Annotated in this window: 21 protein-coding genes and 1 pseudogene; 13 read left to right on the plus strand and 9 right to left on the minus strand. The window is 53.9% G+C overall.

Annotated features, from left to right (window positions below; all coding sequences use genetic code 11):
• Positions 1–5: 5 nt before the first annotated feature.
• The 8 genes from RE428_RS24195 to RE428_RS24230 all read left to right on the plus strand — a co-directional run bounded on the left by RE428_RS24195 (position 6) and on the right by RE428_RS24230 (position 5,944).
• On the plus strand, positions 6–677 hold the full coding sequence (locus tag RE428_RS24195; RefSeq protein ID WP_004578799.1) for a lytic transglycosylase domain-containing protein: 672 nt from the start codon (positions 6–8) through the stop codon (positions 675–677).
• Between the two features lie 116 nt (positions 678–793).
• Positions 794–1,315: a hypothetical protein gene (locus RE428_RS24200; RefSeq protein ID WP_004578800.1), complete on the plus strand. Its 522-nt coding sequence runs from the start codon at positions 794–796 to the stop codon at positions 1,313–1,315.
• 369 nt (positions 1,316–1,684) lie between these two features.
• Positions 1,685–2,347 (plus strand): YiaD family glycine zipper/OmpA-like lipoprotein, encoded by a 663-nt coding sequence (locus RE428_RS24205; RefSeq protein ID WP_040882185.1) that lies wholly within the window; start codon positions 1,685–1,687, stop codon positions 2,345–2,347.
• An 88-nt stretch (positions 2,348–2,435) separates the two neighbouring features.
• The gene (locus RE428_RS24210) at positions 2,436–2,738 is read left to right on the plus strand and encodes a helix-turn-helix transcriptional regulator (RefSeq protein WP_154660709.1); all 303 of its coding nucleotides are present in this window, start codon (positions 2,436–2,438) and stop codon (positions 2,736–2,738) included.
• 254 nt (positions 2,739–2,992) lie between these two features.
• Entirely contained in the window at positions 2,993–4,213 is a 1,221-nt protein-coding gene (locus tag RE428_RS24215) for a replication initiation protein (RefSeq protein ID WP_004578803.1), read from the plus strand.
• Between the two features lie 426 nt (positions 4,214–4,639).
• The gene (locus tag RE428_RS24220; protein ID WP_004578804.1) at positions 4,640–4,918 is read left to right on the plus strand and encodes a hypothetical protein; all 279 of its coding nucleotides are present in this window, start codon (positions 4,640–4,642) and stop codon (positions 4,916–4,918) included.
• A gap of 447 nt (positions 4,919–5,365) precedes the next feature.
• Positions 5,366–5,632, plus strand: a complete 267-nt coding sequence (locus RE428_RS24225) for an EexN family lipoprotein (protein ID WP_227500170.1) — start codon at positions 5,366–5,368, stop codon at positions 5,630–5,632.
• 48 nt (positions 5,633–5,680) lie between these two features.
• Positions 5,681–5,944, plus strand: coding sequence for a hypothetical protein (locus RE428_RS24230; RefSeq protein WP_004578805.1), 264 nt, complete (start codon positions 5,681–5,683; stop codon positions 5,942–5,944).
• Positions 5,945–6,077: 133 nt separating this feature from the next.
• Here the strand turns inward: RE428_RS24230 and RE428_RS24235 are convergent, their stop codons facing one another.
• Positions 6,078–7,115, minus strand: a complete 1,038-nt coding sequence (locus tag RE428_RS24235) for a Y-family DNA polymerase (protein ID WP_319802688.1) — start codon at positions 7,113–7,115, stop codon at positions 6,078–6,080.
• Positions 7,116–7,487: 372 nt separating this feature from the next.
• Between RE428_RS24235 and RE428_RS24485 the strand changes: the two genes are divergently transcribed.
• A complete protein-coding gene (locus tag RE428_RS24485; RefSeq protein WP_081614521.1) occupies positions 7,488–7,826 on the plus strand; it encodes a DDE-type integrase/transposase/recombinase in 339 nt (112 codons plus the stop codon).
• A 132-nt stretch (positions 7,827–7,958) separates the two neighbouring features.
• On the opposite strand, the gene RE428_RS24240 is transcribed toward RE428_RS24485, so the two are convergent.
• A complete protein-coding gene (locus RE428_RS24240; RefSeq protein ID WP_004578807.1) occupies positions 7,959–8,843 on the minus strand; it encodes a WYL domain-containing protein in 885 nt (294 codons plus the stop codon).
• 468 nt (positions 8,844–9,311) lie between these two features.
• Here RE428_RS24240 and RE428_RS24245 point away from each other — a divergent pair, with 468 nt between their 5' ends.
• Positions 9,312–9,647, plus strand: a complete 336-nt coding sequence (locus tag RE428_RS24245) for a YegP family protein (RefSeq protein WP_004578808.1) — start codon at positions 9,312–9,314, stop codon at positions 9,645–9,647.
• A 743-nt stretch (positions 9,648–10,390) separates the two neighbouring features.
• Positions 10,391–10,990 (plus strand): 3'-5' exonuclease, encoded by a 600-nt coding sequence (locus RE428_RS24250; RefSeq protein WP_040882218.1) that lies wholly within the window; start codon positions 10,391–10,393, stop codon positions 10,988–10,990.
• Between the two features lie 175 nt (positions 10,991–11,165).
• On the opposite strand, the pseudogene RE428_RS24255 reads toward RE428_RS24250, so the two are convergent.
• Positions 11,166–11,312: pseudogene (locus tag RE428_RS24255) on the minus strand (transposase); the annotation flags it as partial.
• A gap of 438 nt (positions 11,313–11,750) precedes the next feature.
• Here RE428_RS24255 and RE428_RS24260 point away from each other — a divergent pair.
• Positions 11,751–13,763 carry a methyl-accepting chemotaxis protein gene (locus tag RE428_RS24260; protein WP_004578812.1) on the plus strand — a complete coding sequence of 671 codons (2,013 nt, stop codon included), beginning with the start codon at positions 11,751–11,753 and terminating at the stop codon, positions 13,761–13,763.
• A 175-nt stretch (positions 13,764–13,938) separates the two neighbouring features.
• On the opposite strand, the gene RE428_RS24265 is transcribed toward RE428_RS24260, so the two are convergent.
• The 3 genes from RE428_RS24265 to RE428_RS24275 all read right to left on the minus strand — a co-directional run bounded on the left by RE428_RS24265 (position 13,939) and on the right by RE428_RS24275 (position 16,088).
• The gene (locus RE428_RS24265; RefSeq protein ID WP_154660710.1) at positions 13,939–14,331 is read right to left on the minus strand and encodes a PACE efflux transporter; all 393 of its coding nucleotides are present in this window, start codon (positions 14,329–14,331) and stop codon (positions 13,939–13,941) included.
• Between the two features lie 593 nt (positions 14,332–14,924).
• Positions 14,925–15,647: a CLCA_X family protein gene (locus RE428_RS24270; RefSeq protein WP_040882192.1), complete on the minus strand. Its 723-nt coding sequence runs from the start codon at positions 15,645–15,647 to the stop codon at positions 14,925–14,927.
• Positions 15,648–15,731: 84 nt separating this feature from the next.
• A complete protein-coding gene (locus RE428_RS24275) occupies positions 15,732–16,088 on the minus strand; it encodes a hypothetical protein (RefSeq protein WP_154660711.1) in 357 nt (118 codons plus the stop codon).
• Between the two features lie 505 nt (positions 16,089–16,593).
• Here RE428_RS24275 and RE428_RS24280 point away from each other — a divergent pair.
• Positions 16,594–18,018: a diguanylate cyclase domain-containing protein gene (locus RE428_RS24280; protein ID WP_004578817.1), complete on the plus strand. Its 1,425-nt coding sequence runs from the start codon at positions 16,594–16,596 to the stop codon at positions 18,016–18,018.
• A 135-nt stretch (positions 18,019–18,153) separates the two neighbouring features.
• On the opposite strand, the gene RE428_RS24285 is transcribed toward RE428_RS24280, so the two are convergent.
• From RE428_RS24285 to RE428_RS24295, 3 genes are all read right to left on the minus strand, one after another.
• Entirely contained in the window at positions 18,154–20,586 is a 2,433-nt protein-coding gene (locus RE428_RS24285) for a bifunctional diguanylate cyclase/phosphodiesterase (protein WP_004578818.1), read from the minus strand.
• A 1,027-nt stretch (positions 20,587–21,613) separates the two neighbouring features.
• Positions 21,614–23,911, minus strand: a complete 2,298-nt coding sequence (locus RE428_RS24290) for a bifunctional diguanylate cyclase/phosphodiesterase (protein WP_227500171.1) — start codon at positions 23,909–23,911, stop codon at positions 21,614–21,616.
• Positions 23,912–24,032: 121 nt separating this feature from the next.
• Positions 24,033–24,908 (minus strand): tetratricopeptide repeat protein, encoded by an 876-nt coding sequence (locus RE428_RS24295; RefSeq protein ID WP_154660712.1) that lies wholly within the window; start codon positions 24,906–24,908, stop codon positions 24,033–24,035.
• Positions 24,909–25,032 lie beyond the last annotated feature (124 nt).

A 25,032-nucleotide genomic window follows, 5' to 3' on the forward strand; every position in this document is an offset into this window, starting at 1 on the left:
ACGGAATGTCCTTTCTGAAACGAACGTTCAGCGGCGCGGCCCTGTTGGTCGCGTTTAACGTTGCCCCGGCATTGGCTGACGACCTGTCCGATGAGAGGTTGCTGTATGCGGACCTGTTCGGCGGGAAGACCGGCGCCACGACATCGACGGCGCCAGAGTCAGGTGAACGCTGGATATCGTTCGAGTCCGATGACCGGCAGGCCTGGAGCGCCGAACAGGTCAACGCCATGCGGGAAGCCTTCAAGCCCAAGCCGGAGAAGGCCAAGCAACCAGCTGCCCAGGATCAGGGCGCAAGCCGCCCTTATGCGGCACTGGTTGAGCGGTACGCCAGGGAGGCCGGGCTTGACGTTGAGCTGGTGCACCGTGTGATCCAGCAGGAATCCGGCTATGACCCCACGGCCATTAGCTCAAAAGGAGCCAAGGGGCTGATGCAGCTTATGGATAGCCTCTCTCAGCGCTGGAACATCAACCCGTTTGACCCCGAATCCAATATCAAGGTTGGCACCCGCTACCTCGCCGACCTGTTGAGCCGGTTTGGCAGCGTGGAATTGGCGCTTGCCGCCTATAACGCCGGGCCGGGCACGGTTGAGGAATACGGCGGCATTCCGCCATACCCGGAAACCGAGAATTACGTGAGCACGATTACTGCTTCGCTAGGAGCGCCAGCGGGGCAGTAGTTGCAGTGGCCGAAAGCGTCTATGACGCCACGGTAGCGTCACCTGCCAAGTGGTGAGCCGAGCCGGGGGCAGCCCGGCACCCATCTTCAACATTGGGCAACAAGGAGAACGCCGTAATGAAGAACAAAGTTTGTGCGGCCCTGGCCGCGCTCCTTTTGATGGTTGGGGGGACGACCACTGCACAGGCGGCGTCCCAGGATGAGTGCGCAATCTGGTTGTGTCTGCCGGGAGGTTTCCCGAGTGGTTGTTCGTCAGCCGCAAGCGCCATGCGGGACCGTCTGCGGGATTTCAAACCACCGCTTCCGTCGTTTTCCAGTTGTGCGGTCAGCGGCAACGTGGATATCCCTGGTGGTGGCTCAGTTCAAGGTAGCCAAATGACGCACGAGTACGGTTATGCAACTTACATTTCTTCCTATGAGGTTTGCGGAAGCTGGGTTGAAAGCGGCCCACCCAAGAATCGGACGCGACGTTGTACAGAATGGAACACTGTGCCCGGTCACTACGAGAAAGGAAGGTGCTGGGTAGACCGGGACGGCAATCACGATCCGGAGCACTGTGTTCCGAATCATGGTTTGCGGTACGTCGAGGTTTACATGGACGGCCAGCTTACCGGGCCGACGCATTGGTTTGAGCTTTAAGTAAACCGGGTCACACCGCGGCGTTCTCGAGTTCGCCCGGGTGTGACCTTTTTTGTTGTGAGTGGGTGACAAATTCAACGTGCCGGCGAGATGGCCGTGTGACCCGCTGAAGTGGTGACAGCGATCGCCACCAGGTTTGCGGCTCTTGTGACCTGTCAGGCCGTAGGAGGGTCAAGGGGTTGGTGCGGCCCGCAGCGCAGCGAGGACACGGCCCCTTGACGCTCTGGAGGACGTTTCACCCTCGGGTCCTGGGGAAGGACTGCTAGCGGCTGGCCTTCCCCATACCAAGCCATCGGTGGGGTCCAGGGCGCGGCCCTGGTCGCCCAACGGGCGAAAGCAGTTCAACAGCGAGCATATCGGAGATAAGGCATGACAAAGAAAATCGTTTTGGCTGTCGGGCTCATTGCAGGATTAAGCGGTTGCATGACTCAGAATCCACACACAGGCGAGGAAGAAACGTCCAAGGCAACCATGGGTTCCATCATTGGTGCGGTGGCGGGCGCTGCTGTAGGCGCTGCTGCGAATCACGATGACCGGGGCAAGGGCGCCTTGATCGGCGCTGCTGCAGGAGCTGCTGCAGGGGGTGGTGTTGGCTATTACATGGATCGCCAGGAAGCGGAGCTTCGCCACAAGCTTGAAGGCACTGGCGTTCGCGTGAAGCGCGATGGCGACCAGATCAATCTTGTGATGCCCGGCGATATCACGTTCGACGTGAACGAATCCGCAGTGCGAGATGATTTCGTTGGCGTCCTTGATTCGGTGGCCGTGGTGCTCAAGGAGTATGACGACACGGCGATTCAGATCGATGGCCACACCGACAGCACCGGAAGCCGTGAATACAACCAGCGCCTGTCAGAGGCGCGAGCAACGGCTGTGCGTGACGTGTTGTTGGCCAATGATATCCAGATCGCCAGGACCCAGGTTACCGGCTACGGCGAAACCAAGCCGATTGCGAACAACTATTCAGATAAGGGTAGGGCCGAGAATCGGCGGGTTAATCTCAAGCTCATTCCACTCACCGCGAGTCAATAGCTGATTGCTCGTTCATAAACAAAGGGTTGTCGGTTGTTATATTGATGTATTACGATGCCCTTTGTTTATGTGATACCGGAGCAAAGCCATGACTCCTAAGCATCCAGGGGAAATGATCGCTGAATACGTCAACAGCCAAGGGCTCAACAAGACCGAGCTGGTTAAGCGGTTGGGTTTGGCTCGCGTGAATTTCTACGCGCTCATGCGCGGTGATCTGCGCGTTACGCCTAAATGGGCGGTAGCGCTGGAAAAGGAGCTGGGTTTCGATGCAGAGCAGATGCTAGAGGCCCAGGCTGAGTACGATCTTTGGAAAGCGCGTGTCGCGCTGCAGGAATATCGTGCCGAGCAACCGGTACCCCAATCCAAACAGATGAGTTTCGCGATGGCGTAGCAGTAGAGCAGATACGAAAAAGCCCCGGTCGGCAAACCAGGGCTTTTTCAAGAATAAGAGCATCAAGTTGGCGCTTGATGCCAAAAAGGTAGGTGGCAGGAAAACGCTACACACAACCTTCTCGTTGGACAGCGAGATTTTTAGTGTAGCGATTCCCTGCCCCTCGATCAACTATTGTTCGAAATAAGGGCAGAGATGACTGCGCATAAGAAGAAAGCAGTTACCTGCGAGGCCATGCCCGCAGGTTGCTGCACATGAAACAACAGTCAGCAACGGTTACGCCGCTCAAACGGCGCCAGACGGCGTTTGGAAGGTTGCTTGATGAGGCTCCTTACCTTCCGCGATGCAGTGATAACAAGACCGCTGCAGTCGTTCGCCCGCGTGAATACGCGACCCGCTACCCCTATATGCAGGTCAACCGGCCCGGCATGGTGTCCTGGCTGGTTTTCGACCTCGACCATCCGAATCCGTTCGTTTGGGACGATGCGGGCCTTCCGGCGCCGAACTTCATCGTCTCCAACCGCAAGAGCCGAAAGGCTCACCTCTACTACGCCATTCCTCCGGTATGTACGAGCGAGCGCGGACGCTCCAAGCCGATCCAGTACCTGAAAGCGGTCTATGAGGCCATGGCGATCCGCCTGCAGGCCGACCCGTCCTATAGCGGTCCTGTCGCTAAAACACCGCACCACCCGTGGTGGTCAACAACGGAACTGCATAACCACGAATACCCGCTCGGTGAGCTGGCCGACTACCTCGACTTATCTGTTAAACCCCTCTGGAGCACCGGTCCTAACCTCAATGCCGTTGCCCATTCCCGGCATTGCACGTTGTTTGAAGAACTGCGCTTCTACGCCTATTCAGTGGTCGCCAGCGAGCGCGAGAGCGGCACATATAGTCATTTCTGCAAGCTGCTGGAAGCCTACGCGCACAATCGAAACAACTTCCAGACGCGAGGCTTTGCCGCGCCGCTCACCATCGCCCAGGTCAAAGCGACCGTTAAAAGCGTCGCTCGCTGGACGTGGGACCGCTACACCGGTCGATCCGACTGTCATCGGGGCGTGATGGCCCTGGATGATTCCCTACCGATCTATGAGCGCCAGCGCTTAGCGGCGCAGCGCACCCACCAGCGTCGGAGAACGGCCACCGAAGGTCGCATAAGAAAAGCCTGCAGAGAGCTGCACAAGACCGGCAGGAAGCTCACTCAAACCGCTGTGGCCACCGCTGCAGGCGTCGCCCGCCAAACCGTTGCCCGGTACCAGAAACTTTTCGATGAAGTGCTGCAGGAAACAGCGTCAGTGACGCCTATCCGGGCGTCATTTGCAGGCCATCGCGAGCCTGTTACATATGCTGTCTATCAGATATCTGCGGTGCTTCGAGTTAATCAATTGGGGCCGCTGTGCGGAAAGCTTATCGATTCCCTGGTTAAGGGCAGATTGAAGTTGCGGCTGTTTCCGTTAGGTCCGCCACCTGATTGAAGGTTCCACGGTTCTAAAGGTGACAGCAATCGTTACCAGGCTTACGGAACTTGTGACCCATGAGGGGTGACAGGTTCATTGGATCGAGGACGCGGCCGGGTGACCTTTATCAAAGTACATCCAGTATTTCGCAAATACCGGATCAGCGCTCACCTATCATGTGTCCGCCTACTCCCTGGTTCTGGTTGTACGCCAGGGTGGGCATGCCTTGAATTGATCTTTGCTTAGGAGTGGGCAGTTAGTTTGAAACAGTTAGGTTCACGTGGCTCTGAGTGTATCGATGAGTCTGTGCGGCATGGTTACTGGCGGGTATTAGGCTCTTTCTCCCTACCATATTGGTTAGGGAATTCTGAATTTAAAAGTGAATAAATACTTTTCTGGCAGGGTCGATTAGTACATAATTACTTTCAACTTGAGGATAAATCTATGAACGAATCACTGAATCTAGTCCGTGAATTTAAAGCTTTCCGCGATACCGATGGTTTTTTCAAGGATGGTCTGGAAGCTTTGGCCATTGCGATCCGTCATATCCAGTCCAGGGACGATATTCATGAATGTTTTATCGATCTGCCCGGCAAACTGTCAGTCATTGTTGACTTTAATGGCGGTGCGCCGACATACCTTGTTAAGGAAAACGAAGCTTTGGATAACTTCAAGGAAACCACGCGTACTGGTGCTGTCGAGTATCTTGAGGGCAATTTGTGAAGCTCAATTATAGGCATCCTAAAACAGGGAAGCCTTCAACAGTGAATTTGCCTGATCACTGGGTAGATCTGTATTTAACTGTGGTGGTTGAGTCCGGGAAAGAAGATGCGGACCTGTCCTGCAGTAAGAAGCGCGCTACTGTGGAGCTGTTGGCTTGGTGTGTTGATAAATATTTCGATCCGACTACGCGTCCAACGAAGAAGCTACCCGATCCGTCTGATTGTACGCTTACAAGCTACTGTGAAGCCTATATGGCCTCAGCCATCAAAGATCGATACTTGATTAAGACTGGTGGCTGAGAATGGTTTCTTTTACTCGAACGGTTATTTGATCAATTGATCGGTAGCATCTGTTGATCAGGCATCGAGATTAAGATTTGGACTACAGACAGGATGTTGGGCCCGCTTTAAAGTCGTGCCTCAATTCATAGGGAAATGGAGTTAAGGCGTGTCAGCAAAAATCTCAACAAGGATGGTTACTTTCGTTGCTCAATCAGCTTTCCTGGCGATGGCTACCGTTGCTCTATCAGGTTGTTTTAGCGATGAGCCGGTACACACAGCAGAGTGGTATAAAGAGCACGATTCTGATCGGCAGGAAAAGCTTAAGGCGTGCTCGGATAATCCTGGCGAGCTCAGAGATACACCCAACTGTGTAAACGCACTCCAGGCCGAACGAGTACTGTCCAGTGGTGAGCTTTTCGAGCTGGATTTTTAAATGAGGCAGGCTTGCTTTGTGGCGGGCCGTTTCTCTTGGAGACTGGGTATGTGGTTTCTGGCAACAACAACGAAAACACCGAAGTTCTTTTTAGCGAACGGATCGACGGTCGAAGCTGATATCGACTGGACCCATGAAAAGGTGACCTCAACGGGCCGTCTCTGGTCCGGCGCGCCCATGGTAGAGAGCCCGGCCCAGGCCATAGCTGCCCTGAATGCAAAAGGCGCGGTTTCCTTCAAAACCAAGCCAGAAGCCAAAGAGTTCGCCAAAACCTTGCCAGCCGGTGGCTGGAAATACTATCGGATTAAATAGGTACCGGGTGACACCTGCAGCGAGCTGGCCGTGTGACTCGCGGACGTGGTGACAGCGATCGCCACCAGGTTTGCGGATCTTGTGACCCATGGAGGTGACGCGGCCGCCGCGAGCTCACTGCCGCGGTGTGACCTCACGATACTGCAGGCAGGTCGCTCCATTGTGTCGTGTATTCCGGCGAACGATGATGCTGGCGCATCGCCCAGGGCTGCTGGACACCTTGCGAAGCCAGGAACACCGCCCCCTTACCATAGCGTCGCTTCACCGCCTCCAGGGCCGACATCACCCGGTCGGCCTGTTCTGATTGTCCCGTACTCAGGCAATCGAATTGATGGTGCCGCCGCCCCTGGATTTCGATCAGACCAACGCCCGCTTTGACGTACTCACGCCCCGGTTTATAGAGATTAGCCACGGTGCGGCGGGCCAAGCTCGCCACCAGCCGCACATCATCGGTTGGATACGGTAGCTGTGCCGTGGTGCTCGCACTGTAATAGTTGGGCTCAAATGGCGATGTGTGCAGGAACACATGAATCGTGGTTACCAATCCCCTTTGTGACCGGAGTTTGTCGACCGCCCGGCTGGCGTAGAGCGCTACAGCTTCTTGAATGGGCTGCAGCGTACTGGCCCGGCTTCCGAATGAGCGGGTGCAGTAGATCTGTTTCTTGTCCGGCGGCAGTTCTTCCAGCTCCAGGCAGGACCTGCCGTTGAGTTCTTCAATCGTCCGTTCCACGTTGATATTGCAGCGCCGCCTGACGGTTTTAGGGTGAGCGGTTGCCAGCTCCCAGCCGGATTGAATACCAAGATCGGCAAGCCGTAGCGCCATGCGCTTTCCGATGCCCCAAATTTCCGTGATTGGCAGGCGCCGCAACAACCACTCCCATTTGTGGGGCTCATCAAGCACGCACACACCGTTGCACTTGGGAATTGTTTTAGCGGCCCGGTTGGCGAGTTTGGCTAGGGTTTTTGTGGGCGCGATGCCCACGCCTACCGGGATGCGTACGTGCTGCCAAACCTTCTCCTTAATGCGGTGGCCGAGGTCGTTGCCTTGCTCCGGAAGACCGTCGAGCTGTAGGAACATCTCATCAATACTATAAACCTCCAGCGCCGGACTGAACGCTTGCAGCGTGTTCATAACCCTGGCGGACAGGTCTCCGTTTATGTGGAATGGAATTGGAACCCTTTAGTAAGTTCCAATGACTCTGCCTCACCATATGAGGTCCAGCCAGAATTTGAAGAATCCAGCTTCTGACCTGTGGCGAAATTTCTGGGTGCGGAATAATCAGCTAGTGCTTTCGAGACAAGAGTTTTCATTTTAGTCAACCGCCAAACGCGAAACACTATAGCTGCGCCGAGTGCTTGGCTTGGTCCAGCGCCTATATCTGTTCGGGGTGGGCCGATGTCGCTATTGAAGACCTTCTCTACTAGAGCCTAGAGAGAAAGAGCATACCGAACCATTTCGAATCGTGAGTTTGCAGTAGCACAGCCGAGCCAGGTCTGGTGCGGTTACATGACCTATATTTGGAGTAATCAGCGATGAAGTTGTCTGGCGGATGTATTGGATCTGTATGCCCGACGTGTTGTTGGCTGGGCCAAGTCATCCAATACGGATGCCGATCTGCTTGTCAAGGCTCTGAATTATGCTTGGAAACAGAGTGGTCGACCAGAAAGAGTTATGTTCCATTCAGGTCAGAGAAGCCAGTATACCAATCGTCGGTTCCGTCAGAGGCTCCGGCACTATCGAACGGCACAAAGCATGAGCCGAAGTGGCAACTGCTGGAGCAACGCACCGATGGAGAGGCTGTTCCGAAGCCTGAAATCTGGGCGGAAATCGGCCATCGATTATCAAAACCTGTCCGAGGCCCAGAAATATGTGGGTGGCTAACTGACAGGCTACTACAACCGGCAGCGACCTCATGCCTTCAACGGCGGTATTTCGCCTGTTGCAGCTGAGGAAAACCTTTAAATACTGTCCGGAATTAGTTGACCACTACATAGCGAGCTAGGATCTAAATATTTAATCTAGGCTGGGCGCGAGCTTGAAACTTTCGATCTCCATATTTTTGATCTCTTGAGCGTTTTCAAGATGAAGTAAGATATGCCTTCCTTTCAGAACGGCATTAGGTGTGGAATCCACGTTCCAGCTGTTCAATAGGTAGCCCACCTGGGCTTTTCTAACCCTTTTCTTGAAGCATCCGTCTTGCATGCCAAATTCCTGCTCGACGGCCCGACGACTATCGCTATTCAGCCTCGGGTGCGCTCGTATAAGTAGTTCGACCTCTTCAGTCCAATCAATATCTGCACTTCCGATCTCGTTTGGCCTTGGGGTTTCTTTGCTTAGTAGCTTTGCGGACAGTACTCGATTGAGTACAAAATCCGAGAACTTTCCTCGTTTTCGATCGTAAGCCCGGGCATGCCACCTCAGTCCGTTATTGATCAACGAATGAGGACAAATAATTCGAGCCGACACCCCGCTCGTCATCGAAACATATTCGACTTTAATAGGCTTTCTGCGAGAAATGGCCCTGGAGAACGTTGCGGTGACGTCCAGGTCTGGTCTTTCTAGCGCAATGTGGTGTGCGCACCTGAACTCTTCCCCTCCATCCATCACGTCGCCAAATCCACTGGTCAGTGTGGACAAGCATTTGTCTGCAGATAGCGGGAGGAGACACCGGAATTCGTTTGTCGTCACGTAGTGTTTCTGTCGTGGGTCGTACGCTATGTTGTCAGGCGCGGCGTCAATGTATGCAGTCAAGTCACGGGTTGCTGCTGCGGAACTCACGTCAAATCGAGACATAATGTCTTTACGCGTCACCTTGCCCGTGAAGTAGGCCAGAAACTCAATATGTGCCAATCGCTCTAGTTGCTGGCCCGTGACCCTCGATAATGGCACTTTCTGCATCTCCTCTTCCCTCAACAATTGGTCACCCGTGAAATTAACGTCTCACTTCAATATAGGGCGGTGAGGGTGCGCAATCAAATCTTTTTGAGTTATGTAATCGTAATGGTTGACATGATCAAAATGATCGGTATTATTGAGGTGACACTAAAAAGCCCGAACAATGAAACACTGATCGGGCCAGTTAGTGCATCTGAATCGCCAAGGGCAGTAGCAGATACAAGCTTTAGACGGCGCGCATTCTACTGCTACTTGGCAAACTTGTAAACGACTCGTTCGTAGAGGAGTAAAGAGTCATGGCAGTAAATCGGCCATACGGCGATAACAAGCGAATTGGAGCAGTTCGTCAACGATCCCAAACCCAAATGCCAAATGGCAGATGGGTTAAGCGAGACGCAAAAACGGGACGTTTTATGGACGTGAAGGCTGACGACCGTCCTTTTAAAGGTGTTCGTAAGGAGGCTCGTTAATATGCCGGCTAAGTACGAAATCTTTAGAAGCGATCGCAACAGTCAGTATTACTTTAGGCTGAAGGCAAGTAATGGTGAACCGATCCTACAAAGTGAGGGATACCAAAGCAAAGCAGGGGCTGAGAATGGTGTTCAATCGGTGCGGCAGCATAGCCCGAGCGACCACTATTATGATCGGCGGACTTCTGTTGGCGGTGCCCCCTACTTTAACTTGAAGGCTTCCAACGGCCAGGTAATAGGAACAAGCCAGATGTATTCATCCACGACGGGTAGGGAAATCGGTATCTCGTCTGTGAAAACGAATGGCCCAACTGCACCCGTGGAGGACCAAACGTAGGATTGATAGGAAAAAGGGACGTTCGCGATACCGCCTTCTGTGCAAGGCGGTATTTCACACTCTTCTCTGGGCGCCTGGAAGGCAATAAGTATGGAGAAGTGTTTTAATTAAAGAACAGACAGTCTGCCATTCCAACAAAACTGAGGCAGCCATGCCCATCCACGAAGTACCGAAAGCAATCTCGGAAGCTACATTTCGTACCCATCGCGAAAAGTATGAGGTTGTGATTTGTATGGCGCGTTACTCAAACGCCAGTGTTAATAAAAGTGCGTGGTCCAAAATATCTCAGGCTAACGAAACTGGGTCTCCGCCAGCGAAATTCCACTTTTATAAACCGGGTACCATGTTCGGTGCCACTAAGCCATTCATAGCTGCACGCACACGGCTAACGATAGCGAAAAGTGGCTAACGCATCGCATATTGGTATCCCTCAAACTGTTCGTGAGGGACAAGCCGAACCTTCAAAGGCATGGCAGCGGGAAAGGTTGCTAAATTAATAGAATTTTTTACTAAATCATACTAATTGGGCTGAAGTGGCCTTCCGCGGCCTGTGATTAGAACTTCAGGATTGTCAGTGATAGGTCAGCGTTACTTCTCCATTCAAAGCTGTAGCGCCTGGCTCGCGCTGTGGAGGGTCTGGCCGATATAGACTCAAACCAACTTATGTGATCAGTTTATTCAGGGTGTCACCCATACCTTGGGGGTACCTGAAAAACTGATGCCGAAAAATTTTGGGGCCTTTGTTGAATCTTTTAGACGATCACTCACCACTTCTCATCGTTGACCTAGAGGCGACGTGCTGGGAAGGTCTGGATCCCTCTGGCCAGCCACAAAGCATCCATAATATGGAAATTATCGAATTTGGATGCGCGCTAGCTACCCGTGACGGAGCGCTATTGGAGAGCAAGTCTTTTCTTGTGCGACCCGTGCGTAATCCTCATCTCAGCGATTTTTGTAAAAAACTGACTGGTATTGATCAAGCTATGGTGGACGCAGCACCCGAATTTTCTGAGGTTTGCCAGGAGATCAACACTTGGCTGATGTGCCCAGAAAAGGGATTCGTCTGGTGTAGCTGGGGCAATTATGACCGACTCCATGTTCAGGCTGAGGGCGATAAACATGGTGCATCACCGGTTTTTATGAACTTTCCGCACCTTAACCTCAAACGGATCTGGCGTAGGACAACAGGACAAAGGAAAAAGAACGGGTTGGCCCACGCTTTGGCATTTCACGACCTTAAGTTTGAAGGCCAGCACCATCGCGGTGTAGATGATGCCCGCAACATTGCCCGGCTGCTGCCGTTCGTGGACTGGTCACTTGAAGCCGAGCTGACGACTCGATGACAAGAACGAGCGCTCCGACATGCTGGTTGGATTAACGTCTCTTGCTTAAGGGTTGAAGAGAAAATAGACCGGCATTTGAGGAAGATTAATGAGACTTGTATGCATTTCAGATACCCATAGTTTGCACCGCCAAATACCTGAGGTGCCGGTTGGCGATGACCCTACCCGATATTAGGCCCAGCCCACCATACTTCTTGCGCCAAGTGTTAAAGGTGGCGTCCGAAACGCCCGTCTTCTGACAGACTTCCGGGACCGGTGTGCCCAGTTCCGCTTGCTTCAGGGCGAAGGCTATCTGCTCCTCGGTGTACCGGGATCGCTTCATGGCATGATCTCCTGTTCAGGGCTCTATCATGCCGGATTTTCCAGTTTTAAATGGACGAAATTCTGGGGTAGGGTCATTTTTGCGCATTAACAGATTGTTGGGCGGAGAATAATAAGGGAGATTAAACCGTATTTGACACTAATTAACGATCCGCGGGGTTTTGGTAATAGTATTTATATTAAATAGTCCAATTTTATGGTTTGCCAACTTCGTCGATCATTACGCAACCCTTGTGCCAATTGCTCATTAGCGGTTGGTACTTATCGGTTTATACCTAACTCACGTCCTTCCTAACCGCCTCTTATACTTTCGTAGGTAGCGGTATTTGCGTAGCACATCAGGACATGTAAATTTTCAAAATTTAAAGTTTGAATACAGACTTTTAATGATGTCTGAGGATATGATTCGCCGTTTTGTTCTATTTTCGGACTAAAGAAGATGTCAGCATTATCCATTAAGAGAAAGCTTCAAATCGCACTGTTTATCCCCCTTGTCAGCCTGGTGTTTTTTGCGGTTGATGATATCCGGGATCGGAAATACCAATACCAGCAAGCTGTTTTTGCGCAGGAGAATGTCGGGCTCATGGAAGCACTTCTTCCCGGCTTGGTGGCACTCCAAAAAGAACGCGGCCTGTCCTCAGCTGTCGCCGCCGGTGCGTCGTCGGAAACGATGGCCAGATTGCGTGATCAGCGCCAGCAGGTCGATGTGCAATGGCGGCAGGTCAGGGCAGCGATTGACACCATTCGTCAGGGCCAGGGGCATGAGTCGATCCAGAGCACTCTCGGAAAGCTGAGCAAGCGTCTTGAGGGTGTGCAGAGTTTGCGCTCGGAAGTCGATCGCGGTGTGATGAACTCGGCCGAGGTGATGGAGCGCTACAACGAGATCACCGAGGCCTTCATCCGGTCGATCCGGCGAATCGCCGGTAGCATGGCGGATCCGGCCCTCGCGGAAATGCTGACTTATCAGGGCTACCTGGTGGAAGCGCAGGAAGCAGCCGGGATTGAGCGCGGCATTCTGGCGGGCGCTTTCACCAACGACCATTACGACCGAATGACGGCGATTGAGCATGCTCCGAAAATTACCGAGCAGCGTAACTCGTTGGAGAGCGCTGCGTTCTTGGCGTGGCCGGCGGTCGAGGGACAAGTTTCTGGCTTCGTAGCCTCGCCCGAGAACCAAGCCGTTGAACGGGTACAGAACACCATCATGGAAACGGGCCGGCTGGAGTCTCTCGAACTGACGGGACCGCAATGGTTTGACTTGGCCAGCAAGCGTATTGCGGCCCTCGGCCAAGTCATCGACAAGACCGGTGAAACCATTCGTAATTTCGCCGGAGCGCAGGAGTCCGCAGCATTTACGGGCATGCTCGTGTTCGGCAGTATCACCCTCGCCGTTCTGGCTGCGTCTGGGTTATTGGGCTTCAATATCGCCCGGGGATTGAATGCGCAGGTTCAAAACCTCACGCAGGCGATTACACGAGTCGGCAAACAACTTGATCTGCGCTCGCGAGCGGAAGTCATGGCCAAGGATGAACTGGGTGAGATGGCGATCTCGTTCAACAAGACGATGGACAAATTTGAGCGCGTCATCGAGCAGGTCGCCCAGACTAGCATCGAGTTGTCGTCCTCAGCGGAAGAAACCTCCGCCATCTCCGAACAAACCAGCCAGACAATGCAACGCCAGCAGGCGGATACCGAGCAGTTGGCCACGGCGATCAATGAAATGAGTGCGTCTATCCAGGAGGTGGCCCGGAACACAGAGCTGGCCCGGGAAACGGCGGGGCACGCAGAAACCAACGCGCAGCAGGGACAGTCGATTGTGACAACCGCCATCTCGGCGATCAACGCTGTAGAGCGATGCGTTGACGAATCGGCTGAAGCGATCAACACCCTCGCCTCGAACAGTGAAGCGATCGGGACGGTGCTGGATGTGATCCGGGGCGTGGCGGAGCAAACCAACCTGCTGGCCCTGAATGCGGCGATTGAGGCGGCGCGGGCCGGTGAGCATGGCCGGGGGTTCGCCGTAGTCGCGGATGAAGTGCGTTCGCTGGCCAAGCAAACCCAGGATAGTACTGAGGAAATCAAGGATATTATCCAAAAGATACACAATGGCGCGAATGAGGTTGTCCGGCTGATCCGGCAGAGTCAGGACCAGAGCGAAGATGCCGTCACGAAATCCGAGGCCTCAGGTGCCGCCCTTGAATCGATCGGGCTGTCCACAAATCGTATCGTCAACATGAGCGCCGAGATTGCGAGCGCCGCGGAAGAGCAAAGTGCTGTGTGCGAGGAGATCAACAAAACGATCACCAGCATTAATCTGTCGTTCGACGAAACCACGCAGGGGTCCGAGCAGGCGGCGCTGGCCAGCGTCAATCTGGCGAAAATGGCGACCGAGTTGCAGACACTGGTGGGTGAGTTCACGACCAATACCTCTCATTCCGCCACTATGCGATAGGGTTGAGGTCGAGAGGTGACTCTATACGCCTCTCACCGCAACACGCCGTGGTCTAACTTACGATATCGCGTCCTTCCCCTGAGCACGGGGAAGGACCATTTCAGAGCAACGCCAGGGCACTCGCGTTGTGCCAGCATAAGACCCGGTCGATCAGACCGCTCAGCCTCCAGCCCGTTCAGGGTTCATGCTTGTCTGCCAAACCGATGATGGGGTCGGTCACGAAGGTGTAAGCAACATGGAATAGCGCCGTCAGCAACCCAACCACAATAGCGGTTGAAAGGTTGGTATTGAGGAGCCATTTCGCGCTCAAGAAGAAGAGGATGATCAGGACAATCTCGAACCCAATGCAATCAACCAGAAAGTAGACCAGTTTGTGTGGACAGTCTTTGGGCGGCAACCGGTACTGATAAAGCCAGGTCCAGCCCCTGGCAAGCACCATCGCCCAGATGCTGAAATACAGGATGTCGTAGCTGTGCAGTGTGCTCAGCAGTAAAACCATGTAAATCAACCCTGCCCCCATCAAATCACAGCTGATCATTCTCACCAGCTTAAAGCCGCAAATTTTCAAGGCTCCTCCAGCGCGACTGGGCGATTTATTGCAGTTGCAGCTTCCCTGAGGCTTTGCTTGTCACTCGTTGAATGACAACGACGTGGGTATTCCTACTGCATCCCTGGAGGAATAGATAACTAAGCATAGGCGACTGAGTCGTCGGAGACGGGGTTAAAACATGTCAAATCCTGTGAGTTAATCCGGCATGAAGCTTAAGTTCATCCTGAGGATGTGGACGCGGTTGAAGGCGCCATTTTTAACTCACCGTTGTGAATTGAGGCGATAGGACATTGGTCGGATAGTTAATAGCGAGGGGACAGGCGCTCAGGCATTCACAAGGTTAGCTAGCCTTCGCAAGCGGTCACGAGTCTAACCGGCCCCGTTGTTGGCCCGATAAGGTGGGGCGCTCATGGAGTCTCATACATTGGTTTGAAGTCGATAGAGAGGTGCGCTGGGCCACACTGGGCATGGATCGTTATATTCTGATTCGGCGTTAGTTTTTATGGGATTTTAGTTGTAGAGAGAGACTTCGGGTTCCACCCGGTCAGTAAACGCCTTGCTCACGCGAAGGACGACAAATATTGGCTTCATCCGACGTTCGCCAGCCACGGTTAAAAGGCCTGTTCCTGAGCCTGGAAGTAAAAACCGAAGGCTTTATTAATGACTTGTCGCTGACGCCCCTGTGGGTATAGCCCGGCATATGCCTCATCCGAATGAAGGGTATCGTTCACAAGGAAGCGATTGAGAGGGGCACGGTCTGCCACAAAGGCCTCGAACGCCCGGGCGCAGAGTTCCTCGGGGCGGGTGTAATACGACCGCTGCAGACTCTGGTCGGCTTGCCAGGACCGTCGGAAGAATTCGCTTGGTTGTGTCCCGTCGTGATTCAGTAGGACGGCTTTAAAACATTCACCCAGATACTGATTGAGCGGGTGGGATTTTTGCGGCGCCCCGTCGAGCCAGGCGCCGGACGCAAAGGTGAGGTTCCGCGATGCACGAAAAGCCTTACGGCCCATGTAGTGATCAAAGGCGCGGAACCATTCATGAGCCAGACGTCCTGCGCCTTCCTGCTTGGCCAAGGCCAGTTGTCGGGAAGCGGGAATGTAGTGGACTGGCCCTACGGGTGAATGGGCGATGCCGTACTGCAGCCCCAGGGTTTTTCGCAGCGAGATCAGGCTTTCGGGGCACTGCAGGGCCATCATCAGGTCGCATAAAGCGTGGTAGAGCTGGGTCGCAGCGTGTTGCTGTTCCGGCTCCGTTACCCCACAACCAATCTCGATACTACGGAATTCGAACTGGCGGTGGACCGTGATGAAGGTGATTGCCCGGTTAGAGATTGCTTTGCCTCCGCAGTTTAGTAGGTGACCCCCATTACAGCGATCACCACGCTAAAGCATTACATGCCACCGTCTTCACCAAAGTTAATAGAAACGAGAGCCAGAGTATCGAAGCCAGTACTCGGCCCATGGCTTGGGTGACGGCGGTTTGACGGTCGAACCCTGATTCAGGCTGGCATCTGTGCTCGCCCCAAACCACGCTGGCAGGGAATCGCTCACCCGCACTTCGGCGGGGTATACGGCCACCGCGATCATCGCTTCACGCTGATCGCAGGCAACCCAGGTGGCTGAAGCACGCTTTACGCGGCGGTCGTTAGGCGTCACGGGTTTCTCAAAACCACCCTCGGATGACGTGGGGGAAACCGGCGAGTCGCGTTCCAGGAACCGAAGCGCCAATCGGCGCGAGAGACACTGGTATGCGCTTGGTGGACGGAACAACATGTTGGCACCGCATTGTGTTGGTACATAAACTATTTTCCAAGGCGGTGATCTTTGGGTCAACTCAGGGACGCCATACGCAGATCCGCCTTCGCACGGTGTCGATCGTCGTAACCCTGTCGATTTTTGCACAGGCTAAATTTTGGCCTTCGAAATCATCTGAGGCGTCGACCAAGACGCAACAGATAGATTTCGGCGACGCGCGCGGGGGATGGATACACCTGTTTCGGAAGTCGTGGGGCAACCTGGGTGAGGCGGATGATCACCATGCCGGACGCCCGTTCAACGTATCGTCCGTGCCCCATCATTTGTAGGAGCAAAATCCACAATAAATAATATACTGAGTAGATGGGGTAATGTGAGGTAACCCAGGTTGTACTGACGCCTCGAAAAAACTCGAGCCGGAGTGAGGGAAGGCATGACAACCGAACACAAAGGCCGTTGATTTTATAAGACTCCTTGTTGAAATAAAGTCGGCGAGTTGAATTTTTTCGCTGTGGTGTCAGTCATGCCAAAATACAACGATAATCTGGCGAACGCTGAAAGGACGAGTTTACCAGCGTTCACTGAACAGGACCCACCGTGGAAAGGGCAGGTACTGGTTGGTGATGATGAACCGCGCTTGCGCGCCAGCTTGTGCGAGATTCTGCGCCATGACGGTTTCAACGTGGATGCTGCGGCAGACGGGGCAGCGGTTTGTCAGCACGTTCAATCAGGTCACTACGATCTGATCGTAATGAATATTTGCATGCCAGGAATGACGGGGCTTGACGTGATGGCGTGGTTAAAAGCCACCGGTAGTAATATTCCGATACTCATTATCAGCGGCTTGTATGACTTCACAACGCTCAGGCGAGCAGTACAAATGGGCGCCTATGACTATTTACGCAAACCCTACAATGTTGAAGAGCTCATCAGAATCGTCAATGAGGCTGTTCGGGCACAAAGAAATGCCAGTCTCCAGACAACCGCCCACACGGCCGAAAGGATAGCCGAGGAATTTTTTCGAAGAGCGCTTGATTACGTCCCCGATGTGGTGTTTTCGCTGGATGAAGGTGGATGTATCAATTTTTTGAATAATCGTGTGGAGACGCTTCTCGGCTTCAGGCGGAAAGAGTTGATGGGACAACATCTTTCTTGTTTGGTCGATGACGTGAATAGCGCCAAACTTCCTCATTTATTGGAGAGGCGGCCTTCTCAAAAACCCTTCACGTGTGAGTTGGAGCTGAAGACGCGCATTAATGGCATCGCCAACCTCACCTGTGAACTCACGATCATGAACACCGAGGACGAGCATTTTTGGCCGCCCGAATACTCGGGGCGGCCGTCGACACCCGTTTTCTTTTTTGGTGTTGCCAGAGATATCACCGAGCGCAAGAAAACACAGGAATCAATAGAGTTCCGTGCGTCGCATGACTCACTGACAGGCTTGCCCAATCGGAGCCTGTTTTTTGATCGACTGGGCTTGGCGGTCAGTCAGGCTCAGCGATATGGAAAAAAACTAGCCACAATGTTTATAGATCTCAATGATTTTAAGCGGGTAAACGATACCTATGGACATAATGTTGGCGACGATCTCTTACAGAAGGTGGCCCGACGATTGAAAGATTGTCTGCGAGCAGGTGACACGCTCTGCCGTTATGGCGGCGACGAATTCACTGTCCTTTTGCCCTCACTTGGCGATGAGAAAGATGTAAGTGCGGTAGCCGAGAAACTTCTGGAGTCACTTAAAAACCCGTTCCGCCTGCGCGATGTTGACGCTGATGTTTCCGTGAGCGCCAGCATCGGAATAGCGTTGTTTCCTGAAGACGGTGCTGAGGCGGTAGCGCTTTTGCAGCGAGCAGACAAGGCGATGTATGGCATAAAGCAGCAAAAAAGGTCCGACTACCACTTTTACGGGCAGAAAGGGCCAAAGGCGCGATCAGGAACTTGATGGGCGTTCAGCGTCGATCCGCGCCTGCCCGATCTAATTCTGGCTTACTTGGAGAAAGTATAACTACGTGCGTTTCTGATGGTTTTGTCTAAGAGACTATCGTTGAAGCATGGATCGCCATCTCTCAACCCTTATTCATGCCCCCGTATCGAACCTCGCGACGTCGGCCCGTGTGGGCGTCTGATCACTTGTGTTCGATTCTGAGCCCATGCTTGGGGCGGTGGGGAACTGATCTGCCCACCGCATCACTGGCCCAAGCGGTAGCGCCTCGCTGAAGTAATACCCTTGGCCAAAATCGCACTTAAGTCTGCGCAGCTCCTGTGCAACGGCCTTGGTCTCAATGCCTTCAGCCACAACACGACGGTTGAAGCGTTTTGACAGGTCAATAATCGACTCAACAATGATTTCGTCGTTCGGGTTATCCAGCATGCCCATAACAAACGATTTATCAATCTTTAATTCATCAACCGGTAAGTCCCTTAAATAGGCGAGCGAGGAGTATCCCGTGCCAAAGTCGTCCAGGGACACCAAAACGCCCAGTGCCTGGCAGCCTCTTACGGTATTTCTCGCCGTATTGAGATCCTCAAGCGCGGTACTCTCCAAAACTTCCAAGATCAGGCGCCGTCGTACCTGGGTGCTGTAACCTCTTAAATGCGACTGTAACGCCCCGATAAAATGACGGTTCAGAAAATGGTACGGACTGATGTTGATGCTGATTGAATAAGCTTGATGTCGGGCTTCGAATCGCTGAAGCGCTGCCAGCGCCGTTTGAATCACGAAGTCCCCCAGTAGGCACTCATACCGTGTTGATTCTATCGCCCCCAGAAATTCGTTGGGCATCAAAAGACCCCGTTCCGGGTGATTCCAACGGATAAGGGCCTCGAACCCCTCAATCAGTCCATTCCGGAAGTTAATTTTGGGCTGGTAGAAAAGCTCGAACTCGGAGCGTTTGAGCGCGCCCTCGATGTCGTCAAGAAGACGGAGCCGCTCCCGGCGGGCGCGATGTTGGCCGACATCAAACGTGACGATCTGACCTTTGCCGGACTCCTTCCCAATATAAAGCGCCTGGCTGGCGTGGCGAAGAAGTATGTCGGGGGTACTTTGATCGTCTGGATAAACCGTGACACCCATGCTGGCAGAGAGAGCCAGTGTTTGTGTGGCGCTGACTATGGGTGCTGAGATGACGTTCAACAGTCTGCGGTAGGCGTCTAGGTGGTCACCCTCCCGCAAGGTCACGAGGAATTCATCACCGCGAAGTTTTGCCACCAAATCCGTCGAGCGGACGGCGTTTTTTAAGCGTTTGGCGACCACCTTAAGGAGATCGTCACCCAGCTCCTGACCGTAATCGTCGTTGACGTTCTTGAACTTATCGATATCAATCACACAGACCGATAGCGTCTGTTGTGTATTGTCGGTTTTTAGAACCTCTCGTCGAAATAGCTTGGTAAGCATGGGCCCACAGGGCAGACCCGTTAGAGGATCATAGTTTCGGGCTCTTCTTACCCGACGCTCGCGCCTGATGTTCTCGATACGCAAGCGTTGTCGCTCAATAAGCAGGCCCACCATCTGAACGAGGGGCGCGAGTTCCTCTGCCAGTTTTTGCGTGTAGCCGGCTGGGCGATCGGCAAGCCCGATTAATCCAACCACGGAATCGCCGGAAAACACCGGAATGCCTTGATAGGTTGTTATGGCGGGGAGGCCCTTGGGTAACGCTTGTTTCTTGGCATTCGATCCCACAGAGCGCGAAACAGCCGCTTTTTGCAGAATCGGCTCGCCGAGAAGGTTATTTAAATCGTTAAAGAGCAGACCTTCCTTTTCGATTGTCCGGAGAAGGGCGGTGCTCTCCGGGCGGTGAAGTCCGTCGGATAGCGCCAGAAGTCGAATGGAAGGGGTATTTGTCGAGTCATAGCGCACATCACCTATAAAGGCCATCCGACTGTCGGTAAGAGACCGTATATTTTCGAGGGCGTGAGTGTAGGCCGATCTGCCATTGGCGCTACCGAACAACAGACTTTGCATGTTTGAAATGCACTGGAGGAGATCGGATGGCGCAATGTCGCGCCCGCTGAAATCAACGCCTCCCCTCAATGCCATTTGAAGGATATCTCCAAACATGCGTAACCGGTTACGGTCGTCTTCAGAAAACCGTTTCGGCGTCGTGTGCATGAGGTGAAGCAGCGCGTGGTGGCTGCCCGCTGAGCTCTGCACGATCAACTCCGCATAAGAGCGTAAGCCGGGATATTCGGGGAGAAGTGGATTATCCGAGCGACCGGTGGCCAGCACATCCTCTACGGCAGTGATCGTGGTCTCAAGGGTGTGGGGGCTATGGCCGTCATTAAAGACGTCAAGTCCGGTAGGGCGTTCGATAGACGTTGTGGGCGTCGGATAAGCGCAATCGTGAGCGGTGCTCGGCACGGATAATGAGACCGCATCAATATTGAACGCCTTTTTTGCAAGTTCGGCGATCAGCTCAAGCTGCAACACGAGTTGTGGATGGATTGAATCGCCTTCATCAGGGCCTGGTTCGTCCAGGCCGGACAACCGTGGTACGACAATTCTTTTTTTCATGGTTTATTTCTGCCTACTACCCACGACACATGTTTTGAAGCAGTCTTTGCCCAAGATCCGAAATCCCTTTTCTTAGTCTTGATCTTGGTAAAATGATTATCACCGAGTCATACGGGGCATTCACCAAAAGATAAACGTTGGATCAACACTGGGTAATCTAATAAACGTATGGTCTCCAAGACGAAAAGATTGTCGTTCATTACCTGTTAACTGTCTAATTCACGATTGTAAAAAATGTAACGTTATATGGCCCTGGCTTGGTATAGGACTTTACTCTGGTGGACTGATTAGCAGCGTAAATATGAGCATTCTCCCTGGTAAGGTTCAAGAGCTCATAATAAAGTGTATGTGCGGTGCCAGAAGCGTGCTTTTCCTTGCGTGACGGTCGACCCATAAAATAACAGCGAAACCAAACCCGGTTATAAGGACCGCTCAACGGTGACGATGCAGCCAGCATAGAAAGGTGTGACCCATGACAACGGAACGCGAAAATCCCGCCGTACCAGTCGGAGTTCAAATGCAAAGCTCTTCGCCCGATGACGGGCCCCGACAAGCAAGATTCCCTACGGGAACGCACCGCGTGATCCAGTTCTACACATGCCAAGGGGAACTGGACGCTGGGTCAGAGGCGGCCACTCCGTATGCTGGACGATCTGACGGTGTCGAACATAAAGTTGCCCGACTCAAACGAGAAAACGAGCGCTTAAAGCAAGAAAACGACATCCTCAAAACGGCCGCGGCATACGTTGCCAAAAGCCTTGAGTGAAGAGCGCGTTCGTCATGCCTCGCATGATCAGGGGTGTTACACTATGCCGGTCTACCGCCTTGTCGCCAAGTGGTAACGAGCCATAGCCGCTACGGCCTGGGCCGGGATGTTCCAAAGCCAAGGAAACGCCGTATCAGCGCTCAAAGTGCTCAACACGATAGCCCGCCGTTTGGGGCGCGGCGGACCGCGAATCGGCGCGGCGAACGGAGGCGCGTAAGCGCGGTAAGGACCACACCTGCGTGCTGGCAAGGCTTACCTGCGTCATCCTCTTTGCCGGTCTCGTCCCACCAGTTCTGCTGCGGGCATACCGAAGTATTCTCCTTGCGAAAAATCAATGCCCAACGCCACCACACGTTCCTGCACCGCCTCACTGTGTACGAATTCTGCCACGGTTTCGATATCCATACTCTGGGCAAACTGCACGATTCCCTTGGTCACCAAAAACGCCTTGTGGTCCTGCGCCAGATTGCGAATCAGGCTTCCGTCTATCTTGATGAAATCGACATTGAGTTTGAGTAGATGGGAAAAATTGGAATAGCCGGTGCCGAAGTCATCAATGGCGATCCGGCACCCGAAGCATTTCACGGTCTCGATAAACTGCAAAACCTCATCGTAATTCGCAATGCCATCGGACTCGAGGATCTCGAAAATGACTCGCTCGCCAACATTGCTGGACCGCAGATGCACCAGAATCAGTGCCAGGGTTTCCGGATCACTAATATCCACATAGGACAGGTTGATGGAAAACTCGAAGGGCTCCGTGGCAAACGCAGCAAATGCCTTTTCCACCATGACCCGGGTGATCTGACGGTTAAGCCTGACTTTACTGGCCACCTCGATGAAGTGACTGGCGGTGACCGCACCGTGCTCGGGATCCTCCATCCGCATCAAACACTCATATTTGGTAAACGTGCCCGTCCGGTTGTCGTGAAGCGGTTGGAAGTAGGGACGTAGGGCATCGGTCTCGATTGCCTGCTTCAGTCGCCGCGCCCAGAGGATATTCTTCTCGTAGCCTTTTTCAATTTCCTGACTTTGGTCATAAAAAACCAACCGATGCCGCTGCTCCCGCGCCTGCGATAACGCAATGGTTGCTCGGCTCAGTAATCGATCCGGGGCCGCGACATCGTGGTCCGGACTCTCGCTCTGAAAGGCAATACCTGCACTGGCATTCAGGTTCAACGTCTGCTGCTGCCATACGACTTTTTGCGCACCAAGGAATTCGGTCAATGTACGCACGAAAGTGGCCACCCGAGACTCGGCAGCGCCGTAACTCAAGAGCGCAAACTCATCACTGGATAAGCGATAAAGCTCAGGTGAGCGCTCAAAGGGATACGCGTGGGTGCGGATAAAGGCGCGTAACTGCTTGCGCATCGCCAACAGCACCGCATTGCCACACTCATTCCCGAACAGACTGTTGATTTCCTTGAAACGGTTCAGGTTCAGGAGTATCAGGCAGGCGTCTCGCCGGTCCTGCAGGTCCCTCAATAGTCGCATACGATTGGGCAGGCCCGTCAGAACATCCGTGTAAGAGGCCTGCAGTTCACGAAGAAGCTGGATGATCCGGTAAAGCAGGTAAAGACTCAGCACCAGCAAAGCGGAGCCCGTAATCAGCAGTATCCGGTGATTGATGTCCCGCATGGGCGCCAGTGCCCGGTCTATCTCATCGTGTGGCACCCCTGTGCCATAGATCATCCCTGCCGGCGTCTTGGCGTAATACAGCTCATAGAGTCGCCCCCCAACGTCAAGCTTCCGCGTACGCAGGCGCTTTTCAGGGGGGCGACGATCGGTTGGCCCGGGTGGCGTATTCACAGCTATTTTGGAAAGCTGCGCCGCCAGCACCGCATCGATAATCTTCTGTTCCTGAACCGGATCGTCGTACTGGCTGCGGCTGGACAGGTTCCGATTGTTTCGATCGTTGAGAAAAGAAAAGCTGTTTTGCGTGACTTCCGTGACGCTTACCAGGTCGACGATCTGCTCGGAGTCCCAGTCGATGGTTGCCACGCCAATCAACTCACCGCCGGCGCGGGTCATAGGCTTGGCAAGGGTGAGAGGTGCACGACCGGTGGCTTCGTCATAGTACACCGGCGACCAGAGAACCCTCATGTGCGAGACCGAATTGCGGCCGAAGGCCTTTCCCAGGGTTAGATCAAACCAGCCGGTCCGCCTGAAATCGGCCGACTGCGACTGTATGGTGACGTCGCCAGCTTCGGTCTTGACTAGATACGGAGCGTAGCATTCGTCGGTTGGCGCCATGATGCCCGGTTGGTACCACAGACCCGTCCCCGAGATACCGGCATCCCTCTCAAGCAGGGTCTGTAGCGTTTTTTCGAGCTGCCTCCGAAGCTCGTGCTCGACCTCTGGTGTATCCTGCTTTTCAAGGGATAGCCGATAGAATGTCTCACCGATCGTCGCGAGGGTCGTCACCTGGCGTTCCAGGGCGATTTGGCGCGCCTCGATCCGAGCCAGGCCGGTGAAGAACTCATCCCGGATCTGCGCTCGACGCAACTCGTACAGCGCCTCTTGGGAGTAACTCAGGTTCAGGCGGGATAACAGGAACATGCCAATCGCGAAGAATGTAACCAGCAAGAAGAGCAGCCCCAGGATGGGGTGCCTGGCGCAGTTGTCTCTCCAGAAGTCTAGTCGTGACAGTAGCCTTCCGGACAGGGGCCGGTGACACGGCTTAATCGGCATTGGCCCCCATCGTGCCTGAATTCAGTCCGTGGAGCGCGTTCTCTGCCTCGGCATGACCGAGTTCCAGTGCGGCTCTAAACCATTGCGCGGCGGTGGCCATATCCTTTGCCACGCCAAGCCCTCTGGCGTACATTTCACCCAGCAAAAAGGCTGCCTGACCGGATTCAGTCGCGGCCTTCCGGGCCCAGCGATAGGCGGATTCGTGATGCCCCAGGGTGCTCTGGATCTGTGCAATGCTTGCCTGCGCACCGGCGACGCCCGCTTCGGCAGGGCCGCGACAGGCTTCCAGGGCATCGCTGAAGTTACGAATCCGAGTGAGCAGATAACAGTCGTTCAACTGGCGGGCTGCCGCCTGTTTCTGGGCTTCGTCTGCCGCATGTGCTGGCGTCTGTTCCCCGTGCCGATCCAGCTCAGTCACTTCGGCGTCCGGCGGCCTTCCGTCGTCGCCCCCGGATTCACCGACAAGCGGTGCGGTGGTTTTCGGCGCCTGCGGCTTTAGTGTGTCGAGCTTCGCTTCATAGGCCGCCACATGCTGCGGACAGGAATAGCTATAGCCACGACGAAACAAGGCCAGGCCGGTTTCGGAGATCTTGTCTGTGTTGTAACGCCGAGCGACAGCCGCACACCGGCGCTCCCGCTCCCGCCTCACCTGCTTGAGCAGGGCTGCACGGGCCGGATCATCCGCATGCCGGTGCAGATACGCCGTTAGCGGATCTATGTAAGGTTGATCAAAGAGCGACTCGATTTCCTCGTCAAGATGAGCGCTAGGCGTTTTTTCGTCGACTTTGCTCAGCGTATGACCGGTACGGCCCAGGAAGTCGTTGGTCTTTATATGGCCGCAACCGACCATTAGCGCTGTGCTCACCAAGATGACAGGCCATCGGCACATTGGATTCACCAGACGATCGAAAGAGTGGCAACGTATCTCCGGAAAATGCCTAAATTCATCAACTGTAATTCACCTGGACCTGGATGTCTTTGATGACTTT

The sequence above is a fragment of the Marinobacter nanhaiticus D15-8W genome (assembly GCF_036511935.1).
Taxonomy (GTDB): Bacteria; Pseudomonadota; Gammaproteobacteria; order Pseudomonadales; family Oleiphilaceae; genus Marinobacter_A; species Marinobacter_A nanhaiticus.